Source organism: Nocardia sp. NPDC019323 (assembly GCF_044389845.1).
In the GTDB taxonomy this organism is placed as follows: domain Bacteria; phylum Actinomycetota; class Actinomycetes; order Mycobacteriales; family Mycobacteriaceae; genus Nocardia; species Nocardia implantans.
Genome location: NZ_JBIRYN010000002.1, coordinates 258660 through 277394, shown reverse-complemented (window position 1 = coordinate 277394; position 18735 = coordinate 258660). Strand labels below are relative to the sequence as shown.

Genomic DNA, 18735 nt, shown 5'->3' with positions numbered 1-18735 from the left:
CGCATTCATATGCGAAGCGCATAAGTGTGGAATGGTGCGCTCATGCTGATCGAATACGGGGTGTGGATTTCGCGGCTGGGTCTGGCTGTCGTGTTCGGGCTGTCGGCGTGGGGCAAGCTGGCGGATCGGAGCGCGACGCGGCAGGCGGTGGGGGATTTCGGGGTGCCGCTGCGCTGGGTGCCCGCGGTGGCATGGGGGTTGTCCAGCACCGAGGCGATCATCGCGGTGAGCGTGCTGATTCCCCGGGTTTCCGGCGTGGCCGCCCTGGCGGTGCTGCTGTTGCTCACCGTGTTCACGGCGGTGATCGCGCGGTTGCTGCGGCGTGGCGAGCACCCTTCCTGTTCCTGCTTCGGCGCCGCGAGCGCCACGCCGATCGGGCCGACGATCTTGGTGCGCAACGGTGTTTTCGCGGCGCTCGCCGTGCTGGTCGGTATCGGCGCGCAGACGCACCCGCGCGTGCCGATGGATCTGCCCGCCGACAACGCGATCGGCTGCGCTGTGGTCGCGGCGGTGGTCTCGGTGCTGGTGTGGTTGGCGGGCCAGTTGCGTGTTCTGCGCCGCCGAGTGGACGAGCAGGCGCTGTCCACGCTGGGCGCGGAGGGGTTGCCGGTTGGTGCGGTGGCGCCGGAATTCGAGCTGTTCGCTCCCGACGGGGCGAAGACCACGCTCGAGGATCTGCTGACCGGCGCGAGATCGGTCCTGCTGGTCTTCGTGCACCCAGGGTGTGAGCTGTGCGCGGCGTTGGCCCGTGAACTGCCCCGCTGGCGTGCGCGGACGGGCGACGCGCTCGCGATCGTCGCGGTCGGCAACGGCGATGCCGCCGAGCAAGCCGCGTGGGGCGTCGAGCACGGGTTGGGCGATATCCCCTCGCTCGTGCAGCAGGGCAACGAAGCCGCGTTGCGCTATCGGGTGCGCGGCACACCGTCCGCCGTCCTGATCGATCCCGATGGACGTGTGGCCGCGCCGGTGGCCAGAGGCGGCATCGCGATCCGCGAGTTGATCCGCACGGTGCGGACCGGCCCGCGCAGGCGGGAGCAGGACAGAGTCCCGGCGGGAGCCTCCAGCTGATTTCGGGGCGTACCTCTTTTCTGCCCGCCTTGACCGACTGCGGTTCGGTTATGCACTGGTTGGCAAATTTCTAGCAAACAGACGGTGCTGCACCGATAGGATCGAGTCGCACCGGTGCGGAATTCGCCATCCAACAACATGACCCACCGACAAGAGGGGAAGACATGGCGCTCTTCGCATTCACCGACTACTCCGGCAAAGAGTTCATCATCCAGCTGACCAATGAGCAGCGGATCGCCGAAGCACGTCGGATCCTGTCGGGTGACGAGCAGATGTCCGTCCACGTCATGGGCCGGATCCGGAAGATGCCCGCGCCCTACAACCCGGGCTGGGACTTCCATCTGGACCCCGACACGATCACCTTCTTCACCATGGCGATCGAGGTCTGCGACGCCAGCATCATGTATGTCAACGACCACTTGGACGAGGCGTGCGGCGCGTTTCTGCCGGGCTGCTTCTGGTGTCCGTGGTCGTCGAAGCTGACCCGCGAGGTGGCCGACCGGTAATCGGTTGGCAAATGCTTCCGGCCGGCGCGGGAAGCGTCGGCCGGAAGTCGCGGCTCAGTCCAGCTTGCGCGAGCGCAGTTCGTGGCCCTTGGACGTCTTGCACCGTCCCGACTCCAGGTCCCACTGCCAGCCGTGCAGGTTGCAGGTGAGCGTGTTGCCTTCCACCACGCCGAACTTCGACAGGTCCGCCTTCAGGTGCGGACAGCGCCGCTGCACCTCCCAGCCGCTGAGTTCGGTGGAGGCGGAGTCGTCGTGCGCCTCGGAGAACCAGCCGTCGGCGTAGGCGATCCGCTCGTCGGTGAGGCACTTGAAGAACGTGTAGAGGAACTCGTTGTAGCCGCCGATGCGCCAGGCCTGGAAGCGGGTGGACAGGAAGATGGTGTTCACCCAGTCGGGCTCGCGATCGCGCAGCACCGTGCGCACCAGCTCCGGCGCGATGCGGAAGCCGTAACGGTAGCGGCCCTCGCCCTCGACCGGCTCGCGCACCGTGCGCTTGGGGAAGTCCAGCACGATGGTTTCCTCCCCGATCACCAAACCGACCGGGTAGCCGATGCCGTCGCAGATCACGTCGCTCTGGGCCATGATCGGCTCGAACAGTTTGCGCAGCGGCTCGAGCAGCGAGCCGTCGCCGCGCTCCCAGGTCGCCTTCTCCGCCTCCAGCACCGGAGCGAGGCGCTGGGCCATCCGTTCGATGTACTCGGCTTTGTTGTCGTAGATCTCGGCGGGGTCGCTCGGATGGGTGAGGGTCAGTTCGGCGCCGCGCACGTCGGCGACCGAGCCGGGGATCATCAGGACCCCGCCCGCGTTGCCGTGGATCTCCATCTGCTCGAGGAACACCTTCTGGTCGGGGAAGATGTTGCCCTCGTCACCGCGATCGTCGTTGAGGTAGCGCAACTCTTCGTCCAGGAACACCGGCGGACCCGCGGACGGCACCACCCACGTCGCGCCGACCTGCTCGATGTAGCTGCGCGCCCGGTCCATGCCGCGCTGACGCTTCTGCTTGCCGAAGTTCGACTTGGTGCGGGCCGGGATGTCGTAGACCATCGGATACCAGATCGCGCCCGAGTACTGCAGCAGGTGGATGTCGACGTGGCCGAAGGCGTCGTGCAGCACGTCCATGTCGACCGGGCGGGCGTCGTTCATGTTGAAGCAGGTGGTCTCGCCGTCGGAGACCACGAGCCCGGAGTCGCCGATCGGGCCGTCGGCGGGCGCGCGCAGCGCGATGATCATGATGTCCAGATCCCCGCCGGGGCCGGTCACCGTGTGCTTGACCGAGTCCTCGGTCTCGAAGAATTTGTAAAAGCCCAGCTGTTCGAGTTCCCGGCGCAGGTCGGGAACGGGATAGTCCGGCAGCAGGACGGTCGCGTCCTTGTTGACGTGCTCGGCCAGCGTCTTCGCGTCGAAGTGGTCGCGGTGCAGGTGCGAGACGTAGAGGAAGTCGCATGTGCCCAGCGCGTCCCAGTCCAGCTGGGTGTTGTCGGGGAACGGGAACCAGGAACCGAAGTACGCGGGGTTCACCCAGGGATCGCAAAGGATCGACCCGGCCGCGGTGCGGATGTGGAATCCGGCGTGTCCGACGCTGGTGATCTGCACTAGCTGCTCCTCCTGCTGTTTACCAGCCAACCAGGGTAGTGGTTACGGCGTGACATCGCCGATGCAGTAGCCGTCCGTCCCGGAGCGCAGGGTGAAGGTGCGCGTCTGCGTCACACCGGAGGAGTTGGTCACCGGCACGAGCACCGCGATGTACTCGGTGTTCACCTGCTCCGACCGGATCTGCTGGTCGGCGAACTCGGTGGCCCCGGTGAGCGCGCCCTGGTTGTTCGCCAGCGGCGCGGGGCTCGGACGCCCGGTGCCTTTGGGGTCCCAGGTCGCCGGGGACGCCTTACAGATCAGAGGGTAGTCGCCTTCTTTGTCGGCGGGGTCGAGCGGAGTGCCGACGAAGCGCGACAGGTACCGGCGCACGGTGTGCCTGGCGTCCGCGTCGTTGTAGGCGATCTCCGCACCGGCCGTCGCGACGCGCGGGCAGGCGTATCCGGTCGCGATCTCGGCGCGCTGGACGGCGACGGTGGTGGTGGGACTCTTCCAGACGACCGCGTCCTCGGTCACCGTGCCGGGCTGGGCGAGCGCGGCGAGGACGGCCTGCTGGTCTTCGTACATCTCGGCCACGTTCCTCGGCGCGATGGTCCAGCACTTGTCCTGCATCTCGGCGATGGTGTGCGAGCGCAGGTCCGCCGCCCAGCGCCGCATCGCCGGTGCGGCGGCGGGCAGACCAGCGACCGCGCCCACCGGCGGAGCGTCGGCGGGAACCGGCGCGAGCGCGGAGGTGCTCGGCGGGGGCGTGGCCGGGACGGCGGCCGGTGGCGTCGTGCGAACGGCCGCCTGTGGCGCGCTCTCCTCCGGGATGCCGACCACGGAGTCGCAACCGGTCAGCGCGATCGCCGCGATCAGGGCCGAGCCGCCGATCAGCGCGGCGCGGGTCGCTCGCCCGGCCCGGTTCCGCTCGCGTGCTGCACTGCGGTCGTACTCGCGCGGTGCCGATCGGGCGCGTTCCACTTCGACGATCCTCTTCTCTCCGGGCGTGCGGTCGGGGCTGCTCATGCGTCCTCGCTCCGGCGCGGCGCGCGGCGGCGGCGAACTGCCGATGGGGACGAGCAGCGACTACGCTAGCGGACTTGTGGAACCCGTCTACCGGACGATCATCGGCCTGGCCCGTACCGTCTTCTTCATCGAAGGTCTGAAGTTCACCGTCAAGGGCGATGAACACATTCCCGCCCGAGGTGGCGCCGTGCTGGCGGTGAACCACACCGGCTACATGGACTTCACCTACGCGGGCCTGCCGGTGCGCACGCCGAAGCGCTACATCCGGTTCATGGCCAAGAAGGACGTCTTCGACAACAAGATCTCCGGCCCGATCATGCGCGCGCTCAAGCACATCCCGGTGGACCGTTCGGCGGGCGCGGATTCCTACAAGGCCGCCGTGGAGTACCTGCGCCGGGGCGAATTGGTCGGCGTGTACCCCGAGGCGACGATCAGCCGCAGTTTCGAGATCAAGGAATTCAAGTCCGGCGCGGCGCGCATGGCCATCGAGGCGGAGGTGCCGATCATCCCGATCGTCATCTGGGGCGCGCAGCGGGTCTGGACCAAGGGCTTCCCGAAGCGGCTCGGCCGCACCAACACGCCCATCTCGATCGCGGTCGGCGAGCCGATCCAGCCCTTCGAGCCCGCCGCCGAACTGACCGCGAAGCTGCGCTCGACCATGCAGGAAATGCTGCTCGACCTGCAAAAGGACTACGTGCACGAGCCCGGCGCGTACTGGGTGCCCGCCCGTCTGGGCGGCAGCGCTCCTACCCTGGAAGAGGCGGACGCGATGGATGCCGCCGAAGCCGAGGCCAAGGCCGCGCGCAAGAACGCGGCGCAGTAGCTGGAGGTGTGATGGCGCGAGAACCGGTTTACGACATTCTCGCCGGCTTGGTCCGCGCCATCTTCTTCGTGCAGGGCCTGCGCGTCGATATCGAAGGCCAAGAGCACATTCCGCGCTCAGGCGGGGCGGTGCTGGCCGTGAATCACACGGCCTATCTGGATTTCATGGAAGTTGGGCTGGTCGGGCGCAAGTCCGGCCGCAATGTCCGGTACATGATGAAGGCCGAACTCGAGCACGGCATCGTCGGCTTTCTCATGAAGCACTGCAAGGCGATCGGCGTCGATCGCACGGCCGGTGCGGAGTCCTACGCCCGCGCGGTGACCGCCTTGCGTGCGGGCGAGGTGGTCGTGGTCTATCCCGAGGCGACGATCAGCCGCAGTTTCGAGCTCAAGGAATTCAAGTCCGGCGCGGCGCGCATGGCGGTCGAAGCCGACGTCCCGATCGTTCCCATGATCATCTGGGGCGCGCACCGGGTCTGGACCAAGGACATCCCCAGGCAGTTGGGTCGGCACAACTTCCCGATCAATATCCGCATCGGCGCGCCGATCCCACCCGACGATCCGCCTGAGAAACTCACCGCCACCCTGCGCACCCGAATGAGCGAACTCCTGGAACGCGCCCAACGCGACTACCCGATGGTGAAAGGCGCCCGCTGGGTCCCCGCGCGGCTCGGTGGAACCGCGCCGACCCTCGCGCAGGCGGCTGTGCTGGAACGTGAGGAGATGGAGCGGCGGCGGCGCGCGAAAGCGCGGTGATGCCGGCGTATCCGCCGCGCAGCCGTGTCACGAGGTCCGGTTGAGGACCCCGTGACAGCGGCGGTGCGGTCGGCATCCGGTCAGGCGGCGTCGATGGCCGCGGTGATCTTGCGGGCCATTTCGGCCAGGACGGGGCTCGGCGCGCCCTTGCGGGTTCCGGCGGCCGCGTCGACGGCGACGAGGACGGTGCTGCGGAAGTTGTCGGCCTCGGCCGGATCCCGCTGCTGGAGCAGGCGCATGGCCGCGGTGAGGGCGGGCAGCACGTGGTCGGCGAGTTCGGCGACGTTCTTGCCGTTCAGGGTGATGTCCTTGGACTTGGCGGCGAGTACGTGCCCGACCAGGCCGGTCGCCGACGACAGAGCGATGGCGCCGTTGGTGGCGGACTTGTGGGGCGAGCCGGTGGCGTCGGCGGCGGCCATCAGCGAGACAGCGCCGTAGGCGGCGCTCCGGACGGTGGCCTTGTCCTGGTCGGTGAGGGTGATGGACATGGTGGTGTCTCCTTCGATTGTGTTGGGAACGCGGTCGAATGGTCGGCTGCGTGGGCGGAGTGCTGAGGGCAGATCGTGGTTGTGGACTGACGCGGCGCGTCGGTCAGCGGCTCGGCGAACCCTGCTCCTCGTCGGCCGCCGCGATCTCGCGGACGGCCTGGGTGATGGCGCGGAAGTCCTTGCGCAGGATCGCACCGTGGTTACTGGCGACTTTCGCGCCGACGCGAATATTCGGATTACGGGTGCACACCGCGTCGAGGCTGGTGCGGATTCGCTCTTGCTCATCGCCCCGGCTTCCGAACGACGTCCCCGAAGCGACCACATACCGCACCGGCACGCTGATGTCGTCCAGCACGGGACCCAGCTCGCGCTCGCGGGAGAGCCTGCCGAGTTCGATATTGCTTTCGGCCATCTGTGCGGCGTTCATCCGCGGGGTCAGGCCGGTGGGGCGCAGCAGCGGCATGAACAAGTTCAGCCGCTTGAAGAGCTTGCGGATCCGCTGCTCCATGGCCTCGTCGAGCCAGTCGTACGGGAACGCGCCGTCGACCAGCACCGCGCCCATGGCGCGCTCCGGATTCCGGCCGGCCCAGTGCGCCGCGACGACTGCCCCGTAGGACCAGCCCACCAGCAGCGCACGGTCCACTTCCCTGGCGGCCAGGACGGCATCGATGTCCCGGACCGCGGCCTCGAAGGAATAGTCCCCGGAACGCCCCGATTTGCCGCGAGCCCGCTCATCGAAGGTGATGTGCCGGTATTCGGGGCCGAGATCGGCGATGACCCGCCGCCAGTACCTCTGAGTGGCGAACTGGCCATTGCAGTAGACCACCGGGATACCGGAACCACCGCTGTCGGTGACGGCCAGCGCCGTATCGTCGACCGGCACCATTCCCGTCCACTTCGCCTCGGTGGAGGAGTTGCTGTTCTTCGTCATGGCAACCACTCTCGGCGCCCGGCCTGACGCCGCCCTGACAGCAAGCTGACACCGGCGCTGACACGGAATTTCGCCTGGTCACGTCTGGAAACAGCACGGTCTGCGGACAGAGCGGCGCGGCTTTGGGGTTTTGGTCTATGAAGGCGTTGTGCTCAACCCAGATACGGCTGTGTGCGTCCTTGACTGTGGTGCCGCAAGCGGAGACGGCCGTCGGGGCATGCGGATCTCGGTAGTAGTCGCGTCGCTTGCTCATGTGTGCAGTTCAGGCCAGCATGGCTTCGATTTGGGCAATGCGTCGGTCGAGGCGGGCCGAGTGTGCGGTTTCGGCTGCGGTCTTCGCCTCTCGGATGGTGGCGCGTGCGGCGTCCAGGTCGCGGACCTCGAGGTAGGACTCCGCGAGCCAGGTGCGATAGAGGGCTACCTCACGGACTCGGTCGGCGGCGAGTTGCGCGATCGCACCGGACAGCAGCGCGCTTGCCCTTCGCGGCTCGTCCAGTTCGACGAAGCACCGGCCCGCCATCACGTCGATTTCCGTACGGTCCAGCCAATACACCCATTCTGGCTCGGGAAGGTCGGGGGAACGGCGCTCGTAGGCCTCATCCACCGCATCGAGCGCGCGCTTCGCTTCGTCGCGGTCGCGTGAGCGCGCACATGCCCAAGCCAAGCGGTCGGTGAGCAGGGAACGCACCACCGGAGGCGCGCTGGTCGCTCCCTTGAGCGCCGTGCGTGCCAGCAGCGCTGCCTCGTAAGGGTTGCCGACATTGGCCATCTGATAGCTCAGGCTCGACAGGAGTTGCGCTGTCAAGACACGGTCTCCGGCATCGTCGGCCGCCGCCACGCCGCTCAGATACAGGCGCTGCGCGTCTTCATACCTGCCCGCGTCGCTCGCCACCCACCCGGCGAGCTGGGCCAGCTCACCGGCCACGCCCAGCAGTCGCTTGCCCACGCGTTCGGTGTAGCTGCACTCCGTGATGACTTTCCGCACGCTGCCGAATTCGTGCAGTGTCAGCGGCAACAATTCACCCCCGCCGATGCTGTCGTCCAGGTGTCGCAGCTCGACCACACGCTGTTCCATCTCGGCGGCCAGCGACTCGCCGACTCGGCGGCCGGCGGAGGCGTGCGTCTTGGGGGCGGAATCCGCAACCAGCCATTCGTGCGCGACACGGATCGGGTCCGGCGACGGTGCCATGAGCGCGCTTATCGGGATGTTCAGAGCACGGGAGTAGCTCATGATGTGCTCTTGCTTCACGGCCCGCTGCCCGTTTTCGATCATTCCGAGCAACGACTTGCTGTAGTTCGTCTTCGCCGCGAGCGCGGCCAGGCTGACCCCTCTGCTCAGCCGGGCGTCCCTGAGCAGAAGTCCAGGATTCTCCATCGAGCCCGCACCCCCGATTCTGTGGATTCTTGTGGACGGCAAAACAATTCCCCGCTTGCCCCATTGATCCGAGACTACTACGCAGCGCCTGGTAGCGGGCGGTGCGAAGCGCCGGGCCCTGGGGTCCATTTCCGGCCTCGGAATGCTGGGCGATTTCGCGCGACCGGCCGAACCGGATGCGCAAAGAACGTTTCGACTGAGAGTGGGGGTTACGGATGAATACGTATGGCGACACTCCACGATCGCGGTGCCTGTTCTACCGGCGGGAGTGTGGGCTCCCCGCTGTGGTCGACCCGCCGGAGCTCGGGCGGATCGTGCTGCGGGCCGGGTCGGTGTGGGCGATGACGATGCCTACTCGCCTCGGGCAGGCGGTCAAGGCGCATATGCAGAGCCGGGGCGTCCCTCCCGGCCCGATCGTGGGGCATCCGCGTTCGGGGCGCTGGACCTTTCTCATTCAGCCCGATCTGCCTGATGACGTGCGATTGTTCGCGGAGTTGTTCCGGCTGGACGTGGCGGTCGCGCGGTCCGGCGCGAGGCCGGTATCCAGTCCAGCGAATGCCGGCAAGGCGCTCGAAATGCACTGCGACTGCGACTACTCAGCGTGCGCGACGCTCGTCGCGGCGGTGATAGTCAGCCGCGAGGACTACCGCTACTTCCGTCGCATTTAAATCACAGGCGATCTCGAGATGCCCACATTGGGATCAGGTGCGTGATGTGCGGCGATTCCTGCACCAATCCCTCGGACGACGTCCACGTGAGTGTGTTCCTGGACGGACTGCGCATGGATTTCGCCGCATGCGTCACGGCGGCGATGACGTTCGCGCGCGAATGGCGGCATGCTCATTACCCCGACGCGATAGAAGTCCTCCCGGATGGCGCGGAGGGTCTACCCCGCCTCCCTTGCGAACGTCTGTACTGCGAGCATGTGTCGCGGCCGAGGACCAGGTCTGACCCGGGGCATTCGAGTTGAGAAAGTCAGCGGAGACGGGTGAGTGGGCGGCAAGGGGAAGGGGCGGGGACCCGGCCTCGGAGGTATGAAGTGGGCGGTACACCCATCAGACTGCGGAAATCGGCTGTCATGTGCGACTGGTCGTAATAGCCCGTGTCCGTCGCGATATCGGCTAGCGGTATGTCGTCGGTGCGGGACAGGACCCGCCGAACGCGGTTGATGCGTGCGAAGTGTTTCGGGGAGACGCCGATGCCACTGGCGAACAGATTGCGGAGCTGGCGTTCGCTGACGGACAGGCGCGTGGCCAACTCGGAGACAGAAAGCGGGTGGTCGGCGGCGATGGCGGCTACGGCCGTGGTGAGCAGTTCGCGGCGGGCGCTCTGGGCCGGATCGTCGGGTATACGGCGGGGCAGTTCGTTCTCCAGGTATGACACGACCTCGCCGTGATCGAGTTCGCTCAGCTCGGCGGCCAAGGGCGCGACCGGGCCGGGCAGGTGGTCCAGGCGCAGCACGCGATCGGTGAGGTCGGCCGCCGGAACACCGAGCAGCGTGGGGACCGCACCCGGGGCCAGCCGCAGGCGGACGCAGCCCGCGGGTTTGCTCGCGCGCGAGTAGCTCGCCTTGGTCTGCGGCCCGACGACTAGCGCCACCCGGTGGTCACCGGCCTCTTCGCGCTCGGTGCGCAGCACGATCGTGGTGGCCGTCTGCGGCACGTGCGCGAACGGCTCGGACAGGTCGAGCACGGTCGGGATGTGGCCGAGTTCGGCCAGCCACGGCCGCAGCGACTCCGGCGCGGGTTCGGATCTCTCGACCAACTCGGCGGTCACGACAGGCGGGCGCAGCAGAGTGGTCACCGCATCAACTGTAGGCAGCCGCGCGCTCGGCATGTGTGCCGGAATTTCCTAGAGACCTGCGCGAACGCCCGGCACGGTGGTGCTCATGATCGTGATCACCGGTGCGACCGGCACCATCGGCAGTGAAATCATCCGGCAGCTGAGCGAGCGCGGGACCGCGATCCGTGCCGTCACCCGCGACCCGGACCGGGCCGACGTCCCCGCGGGCGTCGAAGTGGCGCGCGGCGACTACACCGACGTCGCGTCCATGGCGAAGGCGATGGCCGGTGCGGAGGCCGCGTTCATCGTCGGGGTGCTCGGCCCGGAGTACGCGGAACTCGATCGTGCTCTGATCGCCACGGCGCGGGACGCGGGAGTCGGCCGAATCGTCAAGCTCTCCGCCATCGGCACCGGGGACACCGGTCTCGGCCGCGTCGGGACCTGGCATATGCCCGGTGAGCAGGCCGCACGCGAGAGCGGCGTCGACTGGACCATCCTGCGTCCCAGTTCATTCGCCTCCAACACCCTGAGCTGGGCCGCCGCGATCCGGGCCGGACAGCCGGTGCCGAACACGACCGGCGACGCCGCCCAGGGGGTCGTCGATCCCCGTGACGTCGCCGCAGTGGCCGTCGAGGCGTTGGTTTCCGCCGATCACGCCGGCCGGATCTACACGCTCACCGGGCCGGAATTGCTCACCACGCACGATCTGGCCGCGACTCTGGCAACGGTCACCGGCCGCCCGGTGGACGTGATCGATATTCCCGAAACCGAAGCGCGCGCACATATGCTGGCGTCCGGAATGTCCGTCGAATTCGCCGACGGTGCGCTGGCTGGGCAGAAATATGTCCGTGCCGGACGCAATGCGATCGTCACCCCGGATGTGGTGGAAATTCTCGGCCGTGCACGTACTTTCGCCGAATGGGCGGCCGATCACGCGAGTGCCTTCGCGGCCGACGCGAACACACCGTAGGCTGCGTGTGATCAGCAGCACATCGAATTGCCGAACGATGTCCGCTCGGCAAAGGTGACATGACCGGCTGGCCGGCCGGTGTGCTTACACGAAAAGGAAATTCGGATGCGTCAACGGGTCATGACGGTCTTGGTAGCGCTCGTGGCGGGCGGATCCGCCGCCGCGTTCGGTGGGGCGAGTGCCTCCGCGGTCGCGGTCAATCCGTTCCCCGGCGGCACGGAGGTCTACTTCGACAACGGTGAATCCGCGGCGATCGCGAACCTGAATCTCGGACCGGCGCTGAGCCAGGTGGCCGTGGCGTGGTCGCCAGGAGCGAAAGCGCTTCTCGGCGAGGGGATCACCGAACACGCCCGGTGGGCCAGCGAAACCCCCACCGGCGGGGTGTCGATCGAGGTGTACGGGGCATTGATTCAGCCGTCGCTGGTCACGGTCACCACGCTGCGCGGCTGAGCCGAATTCCATTTCGGAATCCGGTGTGCCAGGGGTATGCTCGCCCATGGCGTTATGCGCATGCATTGCCGGAATCCGCTGTGCTCGCGCGTAGCGCGCGGGCGGCGGCGAGCAAGCACGCGCGCTACGCCTGGCGACCGGATGCCGCGCGATCCGCGCCTTCGGTGATCGCCCACATGGAGACCTCCTGGCGGATGCCCGGACGGGACGACACTACGTGTGCCGTCCCGTCCGGTGTTTTGTGCTGCGGGCGTGCGAGTTCCGGGATCGAGCGGCCATTTCCGCACCGATTGCCGCCGCGAAGGCGTCCACGTCGGCCTCAGTGGTGTCGAACGAGCACATCCACCGGACCTCACCGGTGCGCTCGTCCCAGGTGTGGAAGCGGAACCGCTGCTGGAGCCGCTCGGTGACCTCCCGGGGCAACACGGCGAAGACGGCATTGGCTTGGACCGGTCGTACGATCTCGACGCCGGGCACCCGGGCGACGGCCGTGGCCAGCCGGGCCGCCATCGCGTTGGCGTGCCGGGCGTTGCGCAGCCACAGGTCGCCCTCCAGCAGCGCGACGAATTGCGCCGACACGTACCGCATCTTGGAGGCCAGCTGGAGCGCGGCTTTGCGCAGGTACGGCACGCCGCGCACCGCGTCGGGCTCGAGCACCACGATCGCCTCGCCGAACATCAGACCGTTCTTGGTGCCCCCGAACGACAGCACGTCCACCCCGGCGTCGGTGGTGAACGCGCGCGGCGGCAGGTCGAGTGCGGCGGCCGCGTTGGCCAGCCGGGCGCCGTCCACGTGCAGCAGCATGCCGCGCTCGTGCGCCAGCGCGGCGATCGTCGCGATCTCTCCTGGCGTGTAGAGGGTGCCGAGTTCGGTACTCTGCGTGATGGATACGGCCTTGGGCTGGGCGTGGTGCTCGTCGCCGAAGCCCCACGTGTAGCGGTCGAGCGACTCCGGCGTGAGTGTGCCGTCGGGGGTTGGCACCGGGATCAGCTTCAGACCGGCCACCTTCTCGGGCGCGCCGCACTCGTCGCGGTTGATGTGCGCGGACTCGGGGCAGATCACGGCGCTCCACCGGTCGCACATGGCCTGCAATCCGACCACGTTCGCGCCGCTGCCGTTGAAGACCGGATAGATCTCGGCGCGCTCGCCGAAATGGCTTTTGATCAGCTCGCGAAGCCGCGCGGTGTGGACGTCCGCGCCGTAGGCCGGCTGGTGGCCCACGTTGGCGGCGGCCAGCGCGGCCATGATGTCCGGGTGCACGGGGGCGTTGTTGTCGCTGGCGAATCCGCGCGGATTCTCGTGGTCGGGCTCGGGGGAGCTGTCGCTCACCGGTCCTCCTCGCTCAGCAGTGGGAAAGCGCCGTTCTCGTCATGGACCTCGCGGCCGGTGAGAGGCGGGTCGAACACGCAGACCGCGCGGAACCGGGTGTGGGCGCGCAGGATGTGCCGCTGGTGTGCGTCCACCAGGTACAGCACACCGGGTTAGAGCGGATGCGTCTGCCCGGTCTCGCCGTCGATCACTTCGCCATGCCCCTCGATCACGTAGACGGCTTCGACGTGGTTGGCGTACCACATCTCGAGCTCGGCGCCCGCCTCGACCACCGTGTCGTTCACGGAGAAGCCGACCTTCTCCTCGGCGAGCACCAAGCGACGGCTGTTCCATGCGGGACCCCGCACTTCCCGCTCGGTGCCGACGATCTCTTTCAGTGAACGGACGATCATGGGTTTCCTTTGTTCGTGCTCCACCGGGTGGGTCGGACGGTGGCCGGATCGCGGTCCTCGCTGACTCCGGCGACCTGAGTGCTTCCTGCGAACACCAAAGATCATGGCCGCTCGCGCGGCATGCCCGACAGTGGCGGAATTGCCCCGTATCGCAAAAATCAAGCCATGCTGACGCGCGGACGGGACGACACCGGTTGTGCCGTCCCGTCCGGTGGGTCTAGTTCGCCGTCGAGCGGAAACCGCGCAACCGCAAGCTGTTGCTCACCACGAAGACCGAGGAGAACGCCATCGCGGCGCCCGCGAGCATCGGGTTGAGCAAGCCCGCCATGGCCAGCGGAATCGCGGCCACGTTGTAGGCGAACGCCCAGAACAGGTTGCCCTTGATGGTCGCGAGGGTGCGGCGCGACAGCCGGATCGCGTCCGCCGCCGCCCGCAGATCACCGCGGACCAGGGTCAGATCGCCCGCCTCGATGGCGACATCGGTGCCGGTGCCCATGGCCAGGCCCAGGTCGGCCTGCGCCAGCGCCGCGGCGTCGTTCACGCCGTCGCCCACCATCGCGACCACTTTGCCTTCGGCCTGCAACCGCTTGACGGTGGCGACCTTGTCCTGCGGCAGCACCTCCGCGATCACCGCATCGATGCCGACCTGTGCGGCGATCGCGTCGGCGGCGGCGCGGTTGTCGCCGGTCAGCATGATCGGGGTGAGCCCGAGGGCGCGCAGCTGGGAAACCGCCTCGGCAGAGGTGGGTTTCACCGCGTCGGCCACGACGAGCACGCCGCGCGCCTTGCCGTCCCAGCCCACCGCGACGGCGGTCTTCCCTTCGGCTTCTGCGGCGCGCATCGCGCGAGTGAGATCGTCGTCGAGGTGCTGCGACCAGTCGGCGAGCAGCCGGGCGCGGCCGACGACCACCGCGTGGCCGTCCACCACGCCTTGCACGCCGAGGCCCTCGACATTCGCGAAATCCTCGACCGGCTTCAGCTCGCCCACCCGCTCGCGGGCGCCCTTGGCGATGGCATGGGCGATGGGGTGTTCGGAGGAATCCTCCAGCGCCCCGGCCAGTTCCAGGATCCGCTCGGCCTGCTCGCCCTCGGCCGCGACGACATCGAGCAGCGTCATCTTGCCCGCGGTGACGGTGCCGGTCTTGTCCAGCACGATCGTGTCCACCCGCCGGGTCGACTCCAGCACCTCGGGGCCCTTGATCAGGATGCCGAGCTGCGCGCCGCGTCCGGTGCCGACCATCAGCGCGGTCGGCGTGGCCAGCCCGAGCGCGCACGGGCAGGCGATGATGAGCACGGCCACCGCGGCGGTGAACGCCGCGGCCACCGAACCGCCGGTGCCGAGCCAGAAGCCGAGCGTCGCGACCGACAGCGCGATGACGATCGGCACGAAGATCCCGGCGATCCGGTCGGCCAGCCGCTGCGCCTGCGCCTTGCCGGTCTGCGCGTCCTCGACGAGCTCGGCCATCTGCGCCAGCTGGGTGTCCGAACCGATTCGCGTGGCACGCACCACGATCCGGCCGCCCACGTTGACGGTCGCGCCGACCACGGCGTCGTCCCGGCCCACCTCGACCGGCACCGACTCGCCGGTGAGCATCGAGGCGTCCACGGCGGAGGAACCTTCCGTCACGATGCCGTCGGTGGCGATCTTCTCGCCGGGCCGCACCACGAACCGGTCGCCGACCCGTAGCTGCTCCACCGGAATGCGCTGCTCGGTTCCGCCGCGCAGGACGGAGACCTCCTTGGCCCCGAGTTCGAGCAGGGCACGCAGCGCCGCGCCCGCCCGTCGTTTGGCGCGGGCCTCGAAGAAGCGTCCGGCCAGGATGAACGTGGTGACGCCGGCGGCGGCCTCCAGGTAGATGCTGCCGGTGCCGTCCATCCGCGCGATGGTGAATTCGAATGGATGCGTCATGCCCGGCGTGCCCGCGGTGCCCCAGAACAGGGCGTACAGCGACCAGCCGAATGCGGCCAGCGTCCCCATGGAGATCAAGGTGTCCATGGTCGACGCGCCGTGGCGCAGGTTGGTCCACGCCGCGCGGTGGAACGGCAGCGCGCCCCACACCACGACCGGCGCGGCCAAGGTCAGCGACAGCCACTGCCAGTTGGTGAACTGCAAGGCCGGGATCATCGCCATGGCGATCACCGGCGCCGACAGCACCAGCGAAACCAGCAGGCGAGTGCGCAGGGCGGCGGCGGGATCTTCTTCCGCGGCGCTCTCCTGCGGCTTCGGGGCAGCGGGCAGGGCCGCGGTGTAACCCGCTTGTTCGACGGTGGCGATCAGGTCGTCCGGCGAGATGTCCCCGGTGACCTCGACGCGGGCCTTCTCGGTGGCGTAGTTCACCGTCGCGGTGACGCCGTCGAGTTTGTTGAGCTTCTTCTCGATCCGGGCGGCGCAAGACGCGCAGGTCATTCCACCGATCACGAGTTCGACCTGCCCGGAGGGCGGCGGTTGTGTCGCGGTGGTCATCGTGGGTGCTCCGTTCTGTGCGCGGACGGTTGTCGGGTCAGTGCGCGTGGCCGTCCGGCTGCTGACCAGTGTGTTCGTTGTGGTGCGGGGCGTCTACAGCGGGGGTGCCCGGCGCGACGGTCACGGTGAATTCGGCGGTGCGCACCACGCCCTCGTGCTGGAAATCGAGGAACAAGCGGTAGTCGCCCGCGCTCGGGGCCGTGACGGCGAAGGTGATGCCCGGTCCGGCCGCGGTCACGCCGTCGCCGGGGTGGCCTTCCGGATGGACGTGCAGGTAGCCCAGGTCGGCGGCGCGCAGGGCCACGAGATGGCCGTAAGCGCCCAGGTAGGGCTGCAAGTCGGTCACCGGTTTGCCCGCGCGGCTCACCGAGAGCGTCACCTTCGACGCCCGGCCGGGGACTACGGTTCCGTCCAGGGTGACGGTGTAGTCGCCGACGGTGGTGGTGGCGGCCGCCGCGGGCAGCGGCTGGGGGTCGTAGAGACCCGCCACCAGCAGATCCGCGCCGAGTGTCAGGTTCTCGCCGCCCTCGGGGGTGAAGTCGGCGAAGACCCGGTAGTCACCGGCGCGGCCGAGGTCGAGCGGGACGCTCCAAGTGCCGTCGGCATCGAGCACCGGGTGGACGTGCTGGAAGGCGGCCATATCGCGGCGCACGACGATCAAGTGCAGATCCTTGTCGTGATTGCGCACATAGCGGGTGACGGGTTTCCCGTCCCGGTCCAGGATGCGGAAGCGCAGCGGCACGTTCGCGGCGGCGGTGGTCCGGGTGGTGTCCAGCCGCAGGGTGTAGCCGCGGTCGGTGGCCATCATTCCTCCAGGTAGTGCGTCGGCGCCTTGGGCGGTGTCGTGCGCTTTCGCGTCGTGAGCGGCGGGTTCGGCGGGCTCCGGCCCGATCACCGCACCGGCCGCGAGGGCGATCCCGAAAATCGCGGCGAGGCCGAGGGCGAAGCCGCCGAATTTGGTGGATGCGTTCATCGGTGTGTTCCGCCCGTCAGCCTGCGACCGCGTAGCCGGCGCGGGCCACGGCGGCGGCGAGTTCCGCGCGCTCGATCGGGCTCGCGCTCTCGACGCTCACCAGCCCGTCGGCGAGATCGACGGCGACGGAACCGACGCCGTCGATGCGACCGATCTCGGTGCGGACCTTGGCGGCGCAACCGCCGCAGGTCATGCCGGTGACGGTCACGGTGGTGGTGCTCATGGTCGGTGTCCTCCTGCGAGTGCGTCTGTTTCTGCAATTTACCCTACCCCCCTAGGGTATAGACGTGTCAAGCTCGGCGCAGACGAAAGCCCGGCCCGCGACGAGTCGCGGACCGGGCTGCGCGGGTGGGATCAGCGGTAGGTCACCAGCGCGACGGCGGGCGCCGACACCACCTGCACGTCGGCGGTGCCGGACACCTTGACGTGCAGGAAGCCGCCTTCGATCGCGATGTGGACGTCATCGACGGTGCGGGTGGGGCGTCCCTCCCTGTCTGTCAGGGAATAGCCATCGGCCAACACGACCTTGCTCGCGAGCCGCCATTTCGCTTCCATCGCCGTGCCTTTCGCCGGTGCCGCGGGCGGGAAGTCGAGTTCCGGCTCGGCGACGTGGTTGAAGTAGTTGGACAAGACGTTCAATGCGACGTGGCCGACGATCTCGCTGAGTTCGGCGTCGCTGACGCCCCTGGCGCGCGCCGAGGCGAGCGCGGCGTCGTCGATCCGGCCGCGGGAGTGGAGCACGTCACGGGCGACGCGCAGGATCGCGTCGGCGTGCGGATCGTCGGCGCGTGCCGCGCGGGTGTCGGCGATCGCCTGTTCGCTGAAGCCCATCCGGTCGGCGCGCATGGTGTGCGCGGCGGTGCAGTAGTCGCAGCCGTTCTCGCTGGCGACCAGCAAGGCGAGTTGCTCGCGCGCCCGGGCCGAGAGCTTTCCCTCGGTCAGCGCGTCGCGCAGGCTCAGGTATCCGCGCAAGGTGGCGGGGCTGTTCGCCATGGCTGCGTAGAGATTCGGGACCCGGCCCAGCTGGCGCTGTACCTCGGCGAGCAGGTCGGACTGCTCGGCGTCGGCGGAGTCGGTGGACACAAGGGGCAGGCGGGACATCGAAGCCTCCAGCTCGAACAAGATGGTACCGATCGGTTCCGAGTCAAGATGGTACTGATCGGTTCCGTCTTGGTCAAGCTGGATGGTACTGACCGGTTCCGTTCTGCTACCGTGGCGGCATGCCAACCCAGGCCAAGCAGCGCTTGCTCACCACGGCGGAAGAGTTGTTCTACGCCGAGGGGATTCGCGCCGTCGGTCTCGATCGCCTGCTGCAAGAGTCCGGCGTGGGCCGGGCTTCCTTCTATCGTCACTTCGCGAGCAAGGACGACCTCGTCGTGGCGGTGCTGGAGGATCGAGACCACCGGTGGCTGGACTGGCTGCGCGAATCGGTCGAGCAGACCGGCGACCCGGCCGCGCGTCCGCTCGCGGTCTTCGACGCGCTGGCACGGCGGTTCGCGCGCAAGGATTTTCGCGGCTGCGCGTTCATCAACACCATGGTCGAGGTGGCCGATCGCGAGAGCGCCGCCCATCAGGTCGCCGATCGGCACAAGCGCCGCGTGATCGACTACCTGAACGAATTGCTCACCGAGGCGGGGCGATCCGACGCGGGCGAGTTGGCCGCCGAACTCGCGCTGCTGGTGGACGGGGCGATCGTCACCGCCGTCCGTGAGGGGACTCCGGACGCGGCGTCTCGTGCCAAGGCCATCGCGGAGCGCCTGCTCGCGGCGGGGTGAGAGCCGGCGTGGCATGCCGACTCCGAGCTTTGGCCGCGTTGACCGCCTGGTGGAGT

General features: G+C 68.4%; 19 protein-coding genes and 1 pseudogene. 8 read left to right on the top strand and 12 right to left on the bottom strand.

The genetic code is table 11. From position 1 onward, the window contains the following. Positions 1-42 precede the first annotated feature (42 nt). Together ACH49X_RS08760 and ACH49X_RS08755 are read left to right on the top strand one after the other, a co-directional pair. Complete coding sequence (locus ACH49X_RS08760; RefSeq protein ID WP_357207127.1) at positions 43-1068, top strand: MauE/DoxX family redox-associated membrane protein; 1026 nt, start codon at positions 43-45, stop codon at positions 1066-1068. Between the two features lie 164 nt (positions 1069-1232). Continuing rightward, complete coding sequence (locus tag ACH49X_RS08755; protein WP_039794242.1) at positions 1233-1574, top strand: hypothetical protein; 342 nt, start codon at positions 1233-1235, stop codon at positions 1572-1574. Between the two features lie 54 nt (positions 1575-1628). On the opposite strand, the gene ACH49X_RS08750 is transcribed toward ACH49X_RS08755, so the two are convergent. Then, the gene (locus tag ACH49X_RS08750) at positions 1629-3167 is read right to left on the bottom strand and encodes a Rieske 2Fe-2S domain-containing protein (RefSeq protein WP_357207126.1); all 1539 of its coding nucleotides are present in this window, start codon (positions 3165-3167) and stop codon (positions 1629-1631) included. A 42-nt stretch (positions 3168-3209) separates the two neighbouring features. Continuing rightward, entirely contained in the window at positions 3210-4172 is a 963-nt protein-coding gene (locus ACH49X_RS08745) for a hypothetical protein (RefSeq protein WP_357107010.1), read from the bottom strand. Between the two features lie 76 nt (positions 4173-4248). Here ACH49X_RS08745 and ACH49X_RS08740 point away from each other — a divergent pair, with 76 nt between their 5' ends. Then, positions 4249-4995 carry a 1-acyl-sn-glycerol-3-phosphate acyltransferase gene (locus ACH49X_RS08740; RefSeq protein ID WP_067800463.1) on the top strand — a complete coding sequence of 249 codons (747 nt, stop codon included), beginning with the start codon at positions 4249-4251 and terminating at the stop codon, positions 4993-4995. Positions 4996-5006: 11 nt separating this feature from the next. Then, positions 5007-5750: a lysophospholipid acyltransferase family protein gene (locus tag ACH49X_RS08735; RefSeq protein WP_357107016.1), complete on the top strand. Its 744-nt coding sequence runs from the start codon at positions 5007-5009 to the stop codon at positions 5748-5750. 80 nt (positions 5751-5830) lie between these two features. Here the strand turns inward: ACH49X_RS08735 and ACH49X_RS08730 are convergent, their stop codons facing one another. The 3 genes from ACH49X_RS08730 to ACH49X_RS08720 form a co-directional block, all read right to left on the bottom strand. After that, the gene (locus ACH49X_RS08730) at positions 5831-6238 is read right to left on the bottom strand and encodes a hypothetical protein (protein ID WP_357207124.1); all 408 of its coding nucleotides are present in this window, start codon (positions 6236-6238) and stop codon (positions 5831-5833) included. A gap of 103 nt (positions 6239-6341) precedes the next feature. Continuing rightward, positions 6342-7169 carry an alpha/beta hydrolase gene (locus ACH49X_RS08725; RefSeq protein ID WP_357207122.1) on the bottom strand — a complete coding sequence of 276 codons (828 nt, stop codon included), beginning with the start codon at positions 7167-7169 and terminating at the stop codon, positions 6342-6344. A 262-nt stretch (positions 7170-7431) separates the two neighbouring features. Beyond that, complete coding sequence (locus ACH49X_RS08720) at positions 7432-8673, bottom strand: helix-turn-helix transcriptional regulator (RefSeq protein WP_357207120.1); 1242 nt, start codon at positions 8671-8673, stop codon at positions 7432-7434. 155 nt (positions 8674-8828) lie between these two features. Between ACH49X_RS08720 and ACH49X_RS08715 the strand changes: the two genes are divergently transcribed. After that, positions 8829-9212 (top strand): hypothetical protein, encoded by a 384-nt coding sequence (locus ACH49X_RS08715; protein WP_357207118.1) that lies wholly within the window; start codon positions 8829-8831, stop codon positions 9210-9212. 307 nt (positions 9213-9519) lie between these two features. Here the strand turns inward: ACH49X_RS08715 and ACH49X_RS08710 are convergent, their stop codons facing one another. Further along, a complete protein-coding gene (locus tag ACH49X_RS08710; protein WP_323124357.1) occupies positions 9520-10347 on the bottom strand; it encodes a helix-turn-helix domain-containing protein in 828 nt (275 codons plus the stop codon). Between the two features lie 85 nt (positions 10348-10432). Here ACH49X_RS08710 and ACH49X_RS08705 point away from each other — a divergent pair, with 85 nt between their 5' ends. Then, positions 10433-11296, top strand: coding sequence for an NAD(P)H-binding protein (locus ACH49X_RS08705; protein WP_195079665.1), 864 nt, complete (start codon positions 10433-10435; stop codon positions 11294-11296). A gap of 105 nt (positions 11297-11401) precedes the next feature. Next, a complete protein-coding gene (locus tag ACH49X_RS08700; RefSeq protein ID WP_195079666.1) occupies positions 11402-11746 on the top strand; it encodes a hypothetical protein in 345 nt (114 codons plus the stop codon). Between the two features lie 213 nt (positions 11747-11959). Here ACH49X_RS08700 and ACH49X_RS08695 read toward each other — a convergent pair whose 3' ends face one another. From ACH49X_RS08695 to ACH49X_RS08670, 6 genes and pseudogenes are all read right to left on the bottom strand, one after another. Continuing rightward, entirely contained in the window at positions 11960-13075 is a 1116-nt protein-coding gene (locus tag ACH49X_RS08695; protein WP_357207116.1) for a low specificity L-threonine aldolase, read from the bottom strand. Then, positions 13072-13467 (bottom strand): annotated as a pseudogene (locus ACH49X_RS08690) (ectoine synthase). The gene ACH49X_RS08695 and the pseudogene ACH49X_RS08690 overlap by 4 nt, the downstream one beginning before the upstream one ends. 217 nt (positions 13468-13684) lie before the next feature. After that, positions 13685-15931 carry a heavy metal translocating P-type ATPase gene (locus ACH49X_RS08685; protein ID WP_357207114.1) on the bottom strand — a complete coding sequence of 749 codons (2247 nt, stop codon included), beginning with the start codon at positions 15929-15931 and terminating at the stop codon, positions 13685-13687. Positions 15932-15968: 37 nt separating this feature from the next. Further along, on the bottom strand, positions 15969-16904 hold the full coding sequence (locus tag ACH49X_RS08680; protein ID WP_357207112.1) for a hypothetical protein: 936 nt from the start codon (positions 16902-16904) through the stop codon (positions 15969-15971). A gap of 16 nt (positions 16905-16920) precedes the next feature. Next, a complete protein-coding gene (locus ACH49X_RS08675; RefSeq protein ID WP_195079669.1) occupies positions 16921-17127 on the bottom strand; it encodes a heavy-metal-associated domain-containing protein in 207 nt (68 codons plus the stop codon). Positions 17128-17258: 131 nt separating this feature from the next. After that, positions 17259-18005, bottom strand: coding sequence for a carboxymuconolactone decarboxylase family protein (locus ACH49X_RS08670; protein WP_357207110.1), 747 nt, complete (start codon positions 18003-18005; stop codon positions 17259-17261). 119 nt (positions 18006-18124) lie between these two features. On the opposite strand from ACH49X_RS08670, the gene ACH49X_RS08665 reads away from it, so the two are divergent. Continuing rightward, a complete protein-coding gene (locus ACH49X_RS08665) occupies positions 18125-18679 on the top strand; it encodes a TetR family transcriptional regulator (protein WP_357107051.1) in 555 nt (184 codons plus the stop codon). The last annotated feature ends 56 nt before the right edge of the window (positions 18680-18735 follow it).

What these genes read in the sequence shown, in the direction of transcription:
- ACH49X_RS08760 (WP_357207127.1), top strand. Translation starts at nt 43, where the DNA reads ATGCTGATCGAATACGGGGTGTGGATTTCGCGGCTGGGTCTGGCTGTC.
- ACH49X_RS08755 (WP_039794242.1), top strand. Translation starts at nt 1,233, where the DNA reads ATGGCGCTCTTCGCATTCACCGACTACTCCGGCAAAGAGTTCATCATC.
- ACH49X_RS08745 (WP_357107010.1), bottom strand. Translation starts at nt 4,172, where the DNA reads ATGAGCAGCCCCGACCGCACGCCCGGAGAGAAGAGGATCGTCGAAGTG.
- ACH49X_RS08735 (WP_357107016.1), top strand. Translation starts at nt 5,007, where the DNA reads ATGGCGCGAGAACCGGTTTACGACATTCTCGCCGGCTTGGTCCGCGCC.
- ACH49X_RS08730 (WP_357207124.1), bottom strand. Translation starts at nt 6,238, where the DNA reads ATGTCCATCACCCTCACCGACCAGGACAAGGCCACCGTCCGGAGCGCC.
- ACH49X_RS08725 (WP_357207122.1), bottom strand. Translation starts at nt 7,169, where the DNA reads ATGACGAAGAACAGCAACTCCTCCACCGAGGCGAAGTGGACGGGAATG.
- ACH49X_RS08720 (WP_357207120.1), bottom strand. Translation starts at nt 8,673, where the DNA reads ATGGACCCCAGGGCCCGGCGCTTCGCACCGCCCGCTACCAGGCGCTGC.
- ACH49X_RS08705 (WP_195079665.1), top strand. Translation starts at nt 10,433, where the DNA reads ATGATCGTGATCACCGGTGCGACCGGCACCATCGGCAGTGAAATCATC.
- ACH49X_RS08700 (WP_195079666.1), top strand. Translation starts at nt 11,402, where the DNA reads ATGCGTCAACGGGTCATGACGGTCTTGGTAGCGCTCGTGGCGGGCGGA.
- ACH49X_RS08685 (WP_357207114.1), bottom strand. Translation starts at nt 15,931, where the DNA reads ATGACCACCGCGACACAACCGCCGCCCTCCGGGCAGGTCGAACTCGTG.
- ACH49X_RS08680 (WP_357207112.1), bottom strand. Translation starts at nt 16,904, where the DNA reads ATGAACGCATCCACCAAATTCGGCGGCTTCGCCCTCGGCCTCGCCGCG.
- ACH49X_RS08675 (WP_195079669.1), bottom strand. Translation starts at nt 17,127, where the DNA reads ATGAGCACCACCACCGTGACCGTCACCGGCATGACCTGCGGCGGTTGC.
- ACH49X_RS08670 (WP_357207110.1), bottom strand. Translation starts at nt 18,005, where the DNA reads ATGTCCCGCCTGCCCCTTGTGTCCACCGACTCCGCCGACGCCGAGCAG.
- ACH49X_RS08665 (WP_357107051.1), top strand. Translation starts at nt 18,125, where the DNA reads ATGCCAACCCAGGCCAAGCAGCGCTTGCTCACCACGGCGGAAGAGTTG.